This is a genomic window from Oceanobacillus massiliensis str. N'diop, from assembly GCF_000285495.1.
In the GTDB taxonomy this organism is placed as follows: Bacteria; Bacillota; Bacilli; order Bacillales; family Amphibacillaceae; genus Oceanobacillus; species Oceanobacillus massiliensis.
Genome location: NZ_HE610978.1, coordinates 25,335 through 37,959 on the forward strand (window position 1 = coordinate 25,335; position 12,625 = coordinate 37,959).

The window sequence follows — 12,625 nt, forward strand, 5'->3', positions numbered from 1 at the left end:
ATTAGGTAATAAACCATGTTAACCAATGATTACAATGGTTAATAAATCAGCATGTAATAAGGGGGAGTCATTTAGCTATGAACTATCGTAAAGCAAGTATCGAGGATATTGACAATCTGATTGGTTTAAGGAAAATTCAATTGGCTGATGAGGGGATAGAACCGAGTCTCGATATCGATAAAGAACTATATTTTTTCTTTAAAGATAAACTGGATGATGGATCCTTAATTCAGTGGGTGGTAGAAGACAATAATAAAATGATTGCTACGGGAGCGGTCATCATTTACGAATTTCCGCCAAGTTATACCAATCCGTCTGGTAAAAAGGCCTACATTACAAATATGTATACAAGAGAAGATTACCGCGGACAGGGTATTGCTACTAGTTTATTGGCAAAATTAGTGGATGAAACCAAAAATGCGGATGTAACCAAACTGTGGCTGGGAGCTTCAAAATTAGGGAGACCAGTCTATAAAAAATTTGGTTTTAAGGAAACCGATGAATGGTTAGAATTAGATCTATTGTAGAATGGAATGTGATGAATAATCCTGGATTATGGCTAAGGTGCTTAAGAACTTAAGTACCTTGCAACTCCGACTATGTGATTTTATGACAGAATCCAAGTTTAGGAAGGATAGGTTAATTGAAGAGATTTCACCAAATCCTGTATGGTTTAAAAGAGATGATTTAAATAAAACAACCTGATTGCATGTAATGTATTAATCGAGATTAGTAAAAAAACTTTGAGTTTGTAACAATCTGGGGATGTCCTTATAACGAAAGGAAAAAATGATGCCTAAAATTAATTTCGACAGGTCCTTATAAGAGATAGATGGAAACTCATTCATGAATCTGACAATAATAGAATTCTAATCAAACACATTGAAAAGCAGGGGGATTTGTGGTAAATTAATAAAGATGTATATTGTTAATTGGATTAAAACATACTCATCCTTATCTTAATTATACAATGTAATCGATTCGTTTGTCAACCTTTTTATCAACCTTTTAAGGAGTGTTCGCTATGCATTCAGAATTCCAGCCGGAGCAAAAACGATTAGACAGTGTAATGGAGACAATTAAGGAGGAAATTGGCAGACTAGAAGAGGAAACTAACAAGCGTAAAAATGAGGTAGTTGATATCCGCAAACACTTTTGGGATGAAGTCAAGGTGAGTACGGATAGTTTTGATGATTACCTTGAGACAATCATCGGCCTAAGGCAGGAGGCTCAGGCTCTGTCCGTTCAGCAGAGCACCCATAGACATACATCCAATCGATTGGCAACGCTACACCGTATGAAAGAGATTCCTTACTTCGGTCGTATTGATTTTATTGAAGAAGGAACTTCAGCAGAGGAGCAAATCTATATTGGCATCTCGACGCTCAGTGATAATGGTGGCGAAGATTTTCTTGTCTATGATTGGAGGGCTCCGATTTCGAGTATCTACTATGATTACGAGCCTGGTCCGGCCAAGTATACAACCCCTGAAGATGATATCCAAGGAATTTTAAAGAAAAAGTGGCAATATCTTATCCGCGGTGGTGTTCTTCAATCCATGTTCGATACGAGTATCACGATTGGAGACGAGATTTTGCAGCAAGTTCTTGGTCAGGGTACCGACAAACATATGCACAATATAGTTGCCACCATCCAGCAGGAACAAAATAGGATTATCCGTCATGATCAGGGGAGACTGCTTATCGTTCACGGTGCAGCCGGAAGCGGTAAGACATCGGCCGCCATGCAGCGGATTGCCTATTTGCTCTATAAATATAGAGAACAGCTGAATGCTGATCAAATTATTCTTTTTTCGCCTAATTCTATGTTTAGCAGTTATGTATCCAATGTTCTCCCAGAACTTGGTGAAGAGAATATGCAGCAAGTGACATTTCAGGAATACTTAAATCATCGTTTGAGTAAAGATTTTCTCGTTGAAAACCCCTATGAGCAATTGGAATACGTTTTATCTGCTGTAAGCACTCCATCCTATAAATCGAGACTTATTGGTATCCAATTAAAAGCATCCAGCCGATTTTTCGATGCAATCCAATCATATAGGCAGTCTCTGGAATCATCAGGTATGATATTTAAGGACATTACCTTCAGAGGGAAAACAATCATTACTGCACAGGAACTAGCTGAAAGGTTTTACAGTCATGACACTTCACTCCGCTTCCAAAATAGACTTGAAAAATTGAAGGATTGGCTAATGAAAGATATAAAAGATTTCCAGAAGGCTGAAAGGGCAAAGCCGTGGGTGCAGGAGGAAATCGAGCTGCTGAGCAACGATGATTACCATAAGGCTCATAACTATTTAGCCAAAAAACGAGGATTCAAAAGAGAATCGATTGCCGACTATGAGGTCGATCCAAAAGATCTTGCGCAATTGATTGTTTATCAGAAATTGAAGCCACTTCGCAAACGAATCCGGTCCTTTCGTTTTATAGATTTTAAAAGTCTATACAAGCAGCTTTTTACTGATCCGCTGAAGATTAAGGAGTGGATGGAAGGGGAGCCGCCATTGGAGTGGGGCGCTATATGTCAAATGACGCTGGAAATGCTGGATGAAGGCAAATTATTTTATGAGGATGCCACGCCTTTCTTATTTTTGAAAGAGCAGATTCAAGGCTTTCAGTCGAACAACTCGATTAAACACATTGTGGTTGATGAGGCTCAGGATTATTCGCCATTTCAATTTGAGTTCTTGAGGCGATTGTTTCCTTTGGCCAGGATGACAGTACTCGGTGACTTCAATCAGGCGATATTTGCCCATGCCAGCGATAAGGTTAATTTCAATCAACTCACCAGTCTTTATGGGCCGGATAAAACCGAGGTGATCAATATGACACGGAGTTACCGTTCCACCAAGCCGATCATTGAGTTTACACGAAGAATAATTCCGAATGGAGATAAAATAATACCTGTTGAACGTGATGGTGAGCGCCCTGTACTGAAACAAGTAGATAATCACGCAGAATTGCACGGCAGCATCTCTTCCAAAGTAGCGGATTTGCAAAGCCTCGGCTGCCATAGCATTGCGATAATATGCAAATCAGCCGAGGAGAGTAAAAACGCATATGAAGCTCTTGCCAGTATTGATGAAATTAAACTCCTGAAGAGCAGCTCGACTGAATATGAGCAGGGAGTAGTTGTAGTCCCTTCATATCTGTCAAAAGGTATTGAATTCGATGCCGTCATCATTTATAACGCATCAGAACTCACGTACGGAGACGAGAGCCTGCGCAGACTATTCTACACATCCTGTACGAGAGCCATGCATTACCTGCAGCTTTACAGCATAGGTGAACCGAGTCCGTTTTTACAACATGCATTGAAGGAGGATTTGATTCAAATCTGATTCATATGGTTGATTAGAGTATGAAAAAGCGATATATATTTCTTTGATTTAGTTTCTGATAATAAAAACCAAATCTTTAAAAAGAGCCAAAATCCTAGCATAATCCTAACAAAATAGAGATTTTGGCTCTTTTTACTCTAATAACTTCTCCAACACACAAAATGCGTCTTACTAGAATGGGTCATCTTCGGTATTGATAAATTAGTCGAGATGTCGCTCCAAAAAATCGATTGCTTGCATTAACCAGCCTTTTGCCTCTGTGCCAGTATATAAATGCCTTTTTATTACCTGATTTCTTTTGCTCCAAAAGCAGGGTCTGTTATGCTGAACTCGAATAGTTCTTTGTTCAAATTTGGTTTGCGCTTGATTCGGCCTTAGGAGGAATAGCAGTAAGCAGTAAGATTACTTATCTTGAAGGGCTTTAAATACAACAATTGTGTTATCATAAAATATAATTGGTTCGCTTGTTTCATTGATGATCTCAGCAAATAAATAATTAAGATTCATTTTCTGTTTTAGAGCGATTTTGAAAGGTAGCACATGCTGAATTTGATGCTTTAGGTTGGTGATCGTATGGGGGAAGAGTGGGCTGTTCTCGTGTTGGTTGTGCTGGCAGCCTCGGTATTACAGACAAGCACCGGTTATGGATTTTCCATTATTGGTACTCCTTTCTTATTGATAATGTATCCACTGCATACAGCGGTTCAAATTAATATTATCCTTTCTATTTGTCTTTCTGCTTTTATGATATTCAGAATTAGGAAAGAAGTGGATAAGACTCTTTTAATTCGACTGATTAAGGGTAGTGTTGCAGGGTTGGTTTTCGGTATTTTTATTTATCTTTTTGCAGATATACAGCTACTGAAACTAGCAGTTGGTGCTCTGATCTTTAGTTTGACGGTACTTCTTATTTTAAAAATAACAGTAGACCGAACAAAGAATAAGGATATTCTAATAGGAGGAGTTTCAGGATTATTAACAACAAGTATTGGTGTACCAGGTCCGCCGCTATTATTGTATTTTTCAGGGGCAAGAGTAGATAAAGTGACCCTTCGCAGTACGACATTGGCTTATTATCTGTTTGTTTACTTCGCTAGCCTGGTAATGCAAATATCGTTTGGCGGAACTAGTAAAGAAGCATGGATATCCTCGTTGTTAGCTATCTTACCACTATTTGCAGGAATTTTATTAGGGCAGTTACTTTTTAAATGGATTAGCCAAAATACGTTTCGGATCATTACATATATAATTTTGATATTTACAGGAGCTTATTTAATAGTTACCAGTCTATAAATTGATTTAAAATCTATTAAGCAAACGAGCATGCTTCTGGAACAAAGTGTCCTTCAGAATCAACAAATGATTGTTGACTAAGAAAGTTGTTAAAAGGTGCTATATCAGAGATAGAACACTCTCTAAGCATAAAAGCCGAATTACCCTAAGAGGAGGGGGATTCGGCTTTTATATTTGGCTTAGCTTATTTAGTATATCTATCCGTTGAAAATATGGCTGCACACTATCAGATACAGCTGTGTTATAATACCAGATCTTGAATAAACAGGCGGACGGCCTGGAAGATATACTATCATAAAGAGCGCAGGAAAGGTCTAATTTTTTGAGCTACAAAACAGAATAGACCTAAATTATATAGGCGAGTAGTTTTTCTCGACAAACAGAAGAGGATTATCCTTCTTAAAGTAATCAGTCTGTTTGAGTTTGTCCCTAGTTTACATAATATTTATTATAGGAAGTTAAATAAATGAATCGATTTTTGTCTCATTATTTAAGTATACTTGTGATAGTGAGATAAATTGAAAAATTATAGTTAAATTTTATCTTGAAATTATTACTTCTTTATTTTCATTTTCTTTTCTTATCAATTTCTCGTCAAATTCTTGCCCGTTGTTAATCCTTCTAAACTGAATCCATGATTTCATTAGATTATGTATGGAACTAAAACATGGCTGCATTTAATTTGCAACCATGTTTTGTAGATTATTATGTTTTTCGATGGTTTGATAATAATAATCCAATAACTGCTGGGATGCTTTTTCCCAAGCATGTTTCTCAGCTTCAATTCTTGCTTTTTGTTTCATTAGTTCCATTAACGCTTTATTTTCAAGTTTGCTGACTGCTTGGATCATGCTGTCGACATTTTCATTTTCAAATAATAGTCCTGTTTCTTCGTCTTTTATTTGTTCCATTGTTGGTCCGCTTTTGGCGGCAACTACCGGTAATCCGGATGCCATTGCCTCCAGTATTACCAGTCCCAGTGTTTCTGTTACGGATGGGAAAACAAATGCATCAGCTGACGCGAACGCTTGGGAAAGCTCTTCTCCATGCATGAAGCCTGTAAAGACTGTATTTGTTCCGCTGAAAGTATGCTGCAGTTCTTTTCTGGCTGGGCCATCACCGATAATAGCAAGTGTGATGTCGTCTCTTGATTCCAGCAAAGGCTTGATTTTGTGAATTTCTTTTTCGATTGCAAGTCTTCCGATAAATACGAGTAATGTTTTTGACTTATCGCCTCTCGTAAGTCGATTTCGCATTTTCTCATTGGCATAGCGTGGATTCCTATGATGGATATCAACACCGCGCTGCAGTACGTGTAGATTCTGGATTTCTTTCTCTATCAGCTCCTGTTTGATCGCTTCTGAAGTACATAGGTTTAAATCTGCAGCATTATGAAGTTTTTTGATATGTCGCCAAAGTATCGGTTTTGCAGGCTTGTATGCCCAATAATAATCCAAATATTTCGGTATATGTGTGTGGTATGTGGCGATTAAAGGAAAATCAAGTTTCTTGGCGTAATGCACTGCAGAGGCTGCAAGTAAAACCGGGTTTGCTGCATGTACAATATCAGGTTCGAAGTTTTCTAAGAGCTCTTTTACTTTTGCCGTTGGTAATGTGAATGGCCGGTAACGGTAAAAAGGAAGTGTTATCGGTTTGATGCCGATAACTTTAGCGCCTTCATAGTCTTCCACACCCAGGTCAGGAGCTATGACGAGCACCTCGTGTCCCTTTGAACGGAAATATTTGATTGCTTGGGTGAGTCGTGTAACTACCCCGTCAGTTGATGGTAGGAATGTTTCTGTTACAATTGCTATTTTCAAAACTGTACTGCTCCTTTATTCCCATGTAATGATATATTTTGTTCGATTACACGGTCAGTGTAGTTCAGGTATGATAGGAAAGAATTTATAAGCTGCTAAAAATCATTTAACAGGCTACTTAGGCCTTATGCGTATTCTATTATAATATAACTTATGATTTAACCAAAAGATAAACCATTGAAGTAAGCGAAATTTACATAGAATAAACAAAAAAAGCAGTACTTGACTGCTTAGTTGTTTGCTCTAATTCGCTTTAGCGGTTTTTTGGCCGGTCCCTCCATTACTTCACCAGTGTAACTGAATCTTGATCCATGGCATGGACAATCCCATGTCCGGTCACCGGAATTCCATTTCACTTCGCAGCCAAGGTGCGTACAAGTTGTGTCAACCATATGAATGGCTTCGTCCTTATCTTTGTAAACACCGACCCGCTTGCCATCTATCCGTGCTAATGTAGCATCATCTCGCTCCAGTTTATCGATATTGTTTTGGGTGAATTCCAGTTTTCCTTTAATCATATGCTTTGCGACATCCGCATTAATTTCCATGAATTTCTTTACTGCCGGATCAGCATGAAACCGTGATGGCGTAAATAAATCAAAATATGGGTTTTCTGTTCCGGTAATATAGTCAGTTAATATTTTTCCGGCAATCGTTCCATTGGTCATCCCCCATTTTCTGAATCCGGTTGCTGTCAGGTATGTCTTGTTGTCCTTGGTAGCTGGACCGATATAGGGAACTTTATCCAATGTTGTGAGATCTTGCGCCGACCAGCGATAATCGATTTCCTCAATCTCGAAGAATTCCTTGGCGAATTTCTGTAATGCCTCGTAATGGGACATCGTGGACTTTCCTTGTCCGGTTTTATGGTTTTCACCGCCAAACAGCAGCATATCTTTACCATCGATGTTCGCTGATCTTATGGATCGTGTTGGAGATTCTGCATTGATATACATCCCTCCTGCAAACTTTTCGTTTTGCTTGCCTGCCACTAAATAAGATCTTTCAGGATACATACGGGCAAAATAAAAGCTCCTGCTATCATGAAATGGAAAATGGGAAGCAGCTATAATATATTTGCATGTAATGCGATGCCCATTGCTTGTTAGGATGCTTGTTTTTTATTAAATTCAATATCGGCAGCAATCGTATTCTCATATACGGTCAATTGATTTTTGATCGCTTCCTCCAATAGTGCCTTTAAATATTTCAATGGATGGAATTGTGCTTGATTGTACATCACAAGACTGCCTTTTATCGGGAGATCCAGTGGCATATTATCACTTAATTTACCCTTTATTTTTAATTTGTCGTATGCCTTCTTCTCTGTGTCCAGTTTTTTTAAATAGGAAGAACTGTTCGTATATATGTATGCATCTTCGTTCCGGAAATCGCATTTAATGGCATTTTCCTTTACAGTATGCTCAATGAACTGTTTGGCCTCCTCTGCAGCCTTATAATAGAGGGATGCCTTTTCCAATCCGAAATGGCTGAGTAATTCATCGTAAATGAGTCCATGCTGTGCGGTGATTTTCGCTGTTGTATGTCCTGTTGTACCGTTTAGAATCTGACTTGCATCCAGCAATACGACTTTAAGGTTCTGCTGAGTAAGTAAATATGCTGCCGTGATTCCGGTTATCCCTCCACCGACGATAGCTACATCTGCTTTGATCGACTCTTTTAATGCGGGAAAACTTGGTAAAGAAACACTTTCCCGCCATATTGGTTCTGGTTTTTGTGGCATGTTAAATCCGGCCATTGTCCTCTCTCCTGTCTTTTCTCTAATAAACTCATTATGGACATAACAGGAAATATTATGTATTTAATCAATAATAAACTCCATTAAATAAGGAGGATGATTAACATGGACAATAAAAAAGTTGCTGTAAATCTATAAAAAAATAACCTAAAAGCTTATTCAATCGCTTTTAGGTTATTTAAATTAAAGGCTATTTTACAGATCCAACATCTTATCAGGTGTTTTACGTAAGCCGTTTATTTGTTTTCAAAAAATAAGCGGTTTAATGAAATGAATTCTGTTTCTTCAGCGGGAACCTCGTCTTCCATATAGATTGCTTCAACTGGACAGACTGCCTCGCACGCCCCGCAATCTATACAAATATCCGGATCGATGAAAAACATGTCTTTACCTTCTTCTATACAATCAACAGGACATACTTCAACGCATTCCCCTGCTTTTTCACTTTTACATGGTGAGGTAATTACAAATGCCAAGCTTATTCTCCTCCTTCTAGCTATATCAAATTAAATTTGTATGTGTATTGCATCATTATACCTTATAATCTTCAAAAATAAAAGATTCATCATTCTTTACATCTATCATATGATATATTATTCGTGACTGAAAGGAGATCGTTTATGGAAATTGCTGTTCGACCAGGCGATACATTGTGGTACTACAGTCAGTTGTTCAGTGTACCGCTAATATTAATCGAAACTTCAAATACCGGCACCGATTTTACCCAGCTGCACATTGGGCAGGTGCTGCAGATACCAGGATATGTCCAAAGCAGCTATACTATTGAAGCAAATGATAGTTTTTGGACGATAGCCAGAGAATATAACATTCCACTGGACATGCTGGAGTTGACTAATCAGGAGGTCGATCCCTCACAGCTGCAAGTCGGACAGGTTATTGTCCTTCCCGAGAGAATTACAGAGCTAGTGGTAGATGATATCAACAATTATACGTATGAAAATATGCTGGATGACATCCGGATACTGGAGACAATATATCCATTTATCACAAGGCGTGCAGCCGGGAGTTCTGTGATGGGCAAGGAAATTACAGAACTGCAGATTGGTGCCGGCATGAAGGAAGTGCATTTAAATGGATCCTTTCATGCAAATGAATGGATTACAACTCCGATTATAATGCAGTTTATTAATCAATATGCGTTATCCCTCACAAACGGATTGCCTATAAGGGGATTGGCGCTGCTGCCGCTCTATAATGCTACACAACTATCTGTTGTGCCAATGGTAAATCCGGATGGCGTTAACCTTGTACTGGGAGGCGCCTCTGCTGCCGGTTCATATAGTGACACAGTATTAGCCATTAATCAGCAAAACACGGATTTTTCTGGATGGAAAGCAAACATTAATGGAGTGGACTTAAATAATCAATACCCTGCTTTATGGGAAGTTGAAGCGGAGAGAAAGCCAGCGTCGCCCCAACCGAGAGATTTCCCTGGGTACGCCCCGTTAACAGAAGCAGAGGCAATCGCTATGGCAAATCTTGCAGTAGAAAGGAATTTCATTCGGATGAATGCCTTTCACACACAGGGACAGGTGATTTTTTGGGGATTTGAAGGATTGGCTCCTGCAGAATCATTGGAAATCGTAAGCGAATATGAGCGCGTCAGCGGATACACTCCCATTCGCTATATCGACAGTTATGCAGGTTATAAAGATTGGTTCATACAAGTTTTCGGGAATCCGGGATTTACAGTTGAACTGGGATTAGGTACCAATCCGCTTCCAATTGAGCAGTTCCCGGAAATTTATGAGGAGAGCCTAGGAATAATGCTGGCGAACCTTTATTTATGATTGTGAGACATCCCATATACATTCCAGCTCAGCAGGATGATTTTGTTCCTTTTGCAGCAAATAAATATCCGGATTTCTCAGTTCCTTCCACTGCTTGAAGCCAAAACTTGGATCGAATTGATGGAAAAAATGTGATAGTAGATTTCCATGGCTCACTATTATAGCATTACTGACAGAACTATCATCATAAATGCAACGGAGCACATCATTGCTGCGAGCAACGACATCCTTTGCAGACTCTCCGCCTGGCAGAGAGAAACCATCATCGATAAAGGACTGTTCGAGAGCTTCCAGCCAATCATCAATCGGCTCTTCGCTGAGGATTCTCTCTTGCAGACGTTCATCCGTTTTGATCGTCAATCCATTTGCTTCTGCATATGGTTTAATGCTTTCAATAGCTCTTAAAAAGGGACTCGAAAGGATTAGATCAAATGATATGTCCAGTTCTTTAAAAAAATCAGAAAGTGCTGCTGCCTGCCTGATTCCCTCTCTCGTTAGAGGAGAATCCCTGTGTTGCCCATTAGCGGCACAATGCCTAACCAAATAGATTCTTTTCATTATCGATCAGCCCTTTCGGTAATTGTCGAGATTTAGCAGATTTCCATAAATAACTAGTTATGATAGATAAATTATAACATCATCTATTTATTTAACATATAATATAATTTAATTTTACAATAAGTTTAAGGAAGTAAAAAAATAACAGGAGAAAATCCTGTTATTTTTACTACTTTACCTCTTTAAAATAATCTTTTCTAAAACCGCCGATCCGTTCACTATTATCAATTACAAAGTAAAATTCATCCGTCTCATTTTTAACGTCATATTTTTTCCCTGGTGTCAGTTTATTGTGGACGATGAATTTTTTTGCGTCTGCATGCACACATTCTATTTGCTTGATTGTCTCTCTTTGCTCCCAGTTTAAATGAATCATTTTTATTCCCTGCCTTTTCTAGTTTGCATAATAAAGTTATTGTAAATCAGTCAAATAAATATAAGTAATTTTCATACCCTTTTTCTTTCATTTCCTCTTTTGGGATGAAGCGCATTGCAGCAGAATTCATACAATAGCGCAATCCGCCGGCCTCTGTAGGTCCATCTTCGAAAACATGTCCTAAATGCGAATTAGAGCTTTTACTTCTAATTTCCGTTCGAATCATTCCATGTGTTGTATCCGTGTTATTGTTTACCTGATAGTGATCTATTGGCTTTGTAAAGCTTGGCCAACCGCAGCCTGCATCATATTGGTCCCTCGAGGAAAAGAGAGCCTCTCCGGATACCACATCGACATAGATGCCTTCTTTATCATTATCCCAATATTCATTTTGGAAAGGTCTTTCTGTTCCGTTCTCCTGTGTGACATGATATTGGATAGGTGTTAGCTTTTTCTTTAACTCGGATTTATCGAATTCCTGCTGCCAATTATTTTTAATAAAATCTTCTCTTCCGGAACCTTTTTTATAAAGTCGGTAGTGAAAAGATTGTTTTTTATAATAATCCTGGTGATTCTCCTCAGCAGGATAAAATGGCTTTGCTGGCAGGATTGGGGTTACAATCGGTTTGGAAAATTTTCCGCTCGCTTCCAGTTCCTGTTTTAACTTTTCGGCTATTTGTCTTTGCTGATCATCATGATAGAAGATGGCTGTTTGGTACGACTCTCCCCTATCATTGAATTGACCTCCAGGATCTGTTGGATCGATTTGCTGCCAGAAGGTTGAAACCAACTGCTCATAAGGCATAATCTTTGGATCAAAAGTGATTTGTACTGCCTCTACATGTCCAGTCGTATCGGAACAGACCTGTTCGTATGTTGGATTTTCTACATGTCCTCCAGTATAGCCTGAAACAACACTTTCGACACCTGGACGCTGATCGAATGGCTCTACCATACACCAAAAACATCCACCGGCAAATGTCGCTTTCTCAAAATTATTAGACATGAAACTAACCTCCTGTCCTAGTCTTTAATTAACAGTGAACCATAGAATACTCTTTTATACAATTATCTTGAAGCAGATAAACAGTTCAAGTAAGAGTGATTACTTCTATTTTTCCCTTTTTTGGTTTAAAAATCAAGTACTCTGACTTACAGATATTGCTTAGATGAACAATTTGGGTTTCGGTACACCGTCGTCTTTCGTTTTTTTGATTGGTTGTACGGGTTTATCCGGCTTGTTTTCATTCGCTTCCGGCCGTTGGACTGGATTCGTATTTGCAACTTCTTCATCACTTTTTTCTATCTCGTTAAAGGCCTTCATCATCCGGTACATCGCTGGAAGGTTTTTGATCATTGGCCCATATTCCTGCACAAGTGGCGCACCCGTCTGTACCATATTTAAAACTTGCTGTACCCCATCCAATGTCTTGGAGACATTATTCAAGCTCTTGCCGCCAAGCAGTTTGGCCGGACTGAATTTACCTGGCAGCGTTGTATTCCTTGCTGTTCCCTGAATCGGCTGCTGGTATCTGTTAAAAGGTTGTCGTGTTGGAAATAGCATTGGTATCCCCCTTTATTTTTGTTTAATTCTCTAAGAATAGTTTACGTATGCCACGGGAAATGCGTGTAGGCAATAACAGTTGT

General features: G+C 38.8%; 10 protein-coding genes and 1 pseudogene. 4 read left to right on the plus strand and 7 right to left on the minus strand.

Annotated features, from left to right (window positions below; translation table 11 throughout):
* The first annotated feature begins 77 nt into the window (after nucleotides 1-77).
* The 3 genes from OMHG_RS09940 to OMHG_RS09950 all read left to right on the plus strand — a co-directional run bounded on the left by OMHG_RS09940 (nucleotide 78) and on the right by OMHG_RS09950 (nucleotide 4,654).
* Complete coding sequence (locus OMHG_RS09940; protein WP_010650569.1) at nucleotides 78-527, plus strand: GNAT family N-acetyltransferase; 450 nt, start codon at nucleotides 78-80, stop codon at nucleotides 525-527.
* 497 nt (nucleotides 528-1,024) lie between these two features.
* Nucleotides 1,025-3,361, plus strand: a complete 2,337-nt coding sequence (helD, locus tag OMHG_RS09945) for an RNA polymerase recycling motor HelD (RefSeq protein WP_010650570.1) — start codon at nucleotides 1,025-1,027, stop codon at nucleotides 3,359-3,361.
* 573 nt (nucleotides 3,362-3,934) lie between these two features.
* Nucleotides 3,935-4,654, plus strand: a complete 720-nt coding sequence (locus OMHG_RS09950) for a sulfite exporter TauE/SafE family protein (protein ID WP_010650572.1) — start codon at nucleotides 3,935-3,937, stop codon at nucleotides 4,652-4,654.
* A gap of 677 nt (nucleotides 4,655-5,331) precedes the next feature.
* Here OMHG_RS09950 and OMHG_RS09955 read toward each other — a convergent pair.
* From OMHG_RS09955 to OMHG_RS09965, 3 genes and pseudogenes are all read right to left on the minus strand, one after another.
* A complete protein-coding gene (locus OMHG_RS09955; protein ID WP_010650574.1) occupies nucleotides 5,332-6,474 on the minus strand; it encodes a glycosyltransferase family 4 protein in 1,143 nt (380 codons plus the stop codon).
* A gap of 230 nt (nucleotides 6,475-6,704) precedes the next feature.
* Nucleotides 6,705-8,233, minus strand: a pseudogene (locus OMHG_RS09960) (FAD-dependent oxidoreductase).
* Nucleotides 8,234-8,469: 236 nt separating this feature from the next.
* Entirely contained in the window at nucleotides 8,470-8,709 is a 240-nt protein-coding gene (locus tag OMHG_RS09965) for an indolepyruvate ferredoxin oxidoreductase subunit alpha (protein WP_010650580.1), read from the minus strand.
* Nucleotides 8,710-8,853: 144 nt separating this feature from the next.
* Between OMHG_RS09965 and OMHG_RS09970 the strand changes: the two genes are divergently transcribed.
* On the plus strand, nucleotides 8,854-10,044 hold the full coding sequence (locus tag OMHG_RS09970; RefSeq protein ID WP_010650582.1) for a M14 family metallopeptidase: 1,191 nt from the start codon (nucleotides 8,854-8,856) through the stop codon (nucleotides 10,042-10,044).
* Here OMHG_RS09970 and OMHG_RS09975 read toward each other — a convergent pair.
* The 4 genes from OMHG_RS09975 to vrrA all read right to left on the minus strand — a co-directional run bounded on the left by OMHG_RS09975 (nucleotide 10,039) and on the right by vrrA (nucleotide 12,542).
* Nucleotides 10,039-10,602, minus strand: a complete 564-nt coding sequence (locus tag OMHG_RS09975; protein ID WP_010650583.1) for a histidine phosphatase family protein — start codon at nucleotides 10,600-10,602, stop codon at nucleotides 10,039-10,041. The two genes, OMHG_RS09970 and OMHG_RS09975, sit on opposite strands and share 6 nt — an antisense overlap.
* A gap of 169 nt (nucleotides 10,603-10,771) precedes the next feature.
* On the minus strand, nucleotides 10,772-10,978 hold the full coding sequence (locus OMHG_RS09980) for a DUF6501 family protein (RefSeq protein WP_010650585.1): 207 nt from the start codon (nucleotides 10,976-10,978) through the stop codon (nucleotides 10,772-10,774).
* Nucleotides 10,979-11,024: 46 nt separating this feature from the next.
* Nucleotides 11,025-11,984, minus strand: a complete 960-nt coding sequence (gene msrA / locus OMHG_RS09985; RefSeq protein ID WP_010650587.1) for a peptide-methionine (S)-S-oxide reductase MsrA — start codon at nucleotides 11,982-11,984, stop codon at nucleotides 11,025-11,027.
* Between the two features lie 159 nt (nucleotides 11,985-12,143).
* Nucleotides 12,144-12,542 (minus strand): VrrA/YqfQ family protein, encoded by a 399-nt coding sequence (gene vrrA / locus OMHG_RS09990; RefSeq protein ID WP_010650588.1) that lies wholly within the window; start codon nucleotides 12,540-12,542, stop codon nucleotides 12,144-12,146.
* Nucleotides 12,543-12,625 lie beyond the last annotated feature (83 nt).

Bases quoted from the DNA above. Each gene is read 5' to 3' on its own strand.
- OMHG_RS09940 (WP_010650569.1), top strand. From the start codon at position 78: ATGAACTATCGTAAAGCAAGTATCGAGGATATTGACAATCTGATTGGT.
- helD (WP_010650570.1), top strand. From the start codon at position 1,025: ATGCATTCAGAATTCCAGCCGGAGCAAAAACGATTAGACAGTGTAATG.
- OMHG_RS09950 (WP_010650572.1), top strand. From the start codon at position 3,935: ATGGGGGAAGAGTGGGCTGTTCTCGTGTTGGTTGTGCTGGCAGCCTCG.
- OMHG_RS09970 (WP_010650582.1), top strand. From the start codon at position 8,854: ATGGAAATTGCTGTTCGACCAGGCGATACATTGTGGTACTACAGTCAG.
- OMHG_RS09975 (WP_010650583.1), bottom strand. From the start codon at position 10,602: ATGAAAAGAATCTATTTGGTTAGGCATTGTGCCGCTAATGGGCAACAC.
- OMHG_RS09980 (WP_010650585.1), bottom strand. From the start codon at position 10,978: ATGATTCATTTAAACTGGGAGCAAAGAGAGACAATCAAGCAAATAGAA.
- msrA (WP_010650587.1), bottom strand. From the start codon at position 11,984: ATGTCTAATAATTTTGAGAAAGCGACATTTGCCGGTGGATGTTTTTGG.
- vrrA (WP_010650588.1), bottom strand. From the start codon at position 12,542: ATGCTATTTCCAACACGACAACCTTTTAACAGATACCAGCAGCCGATT.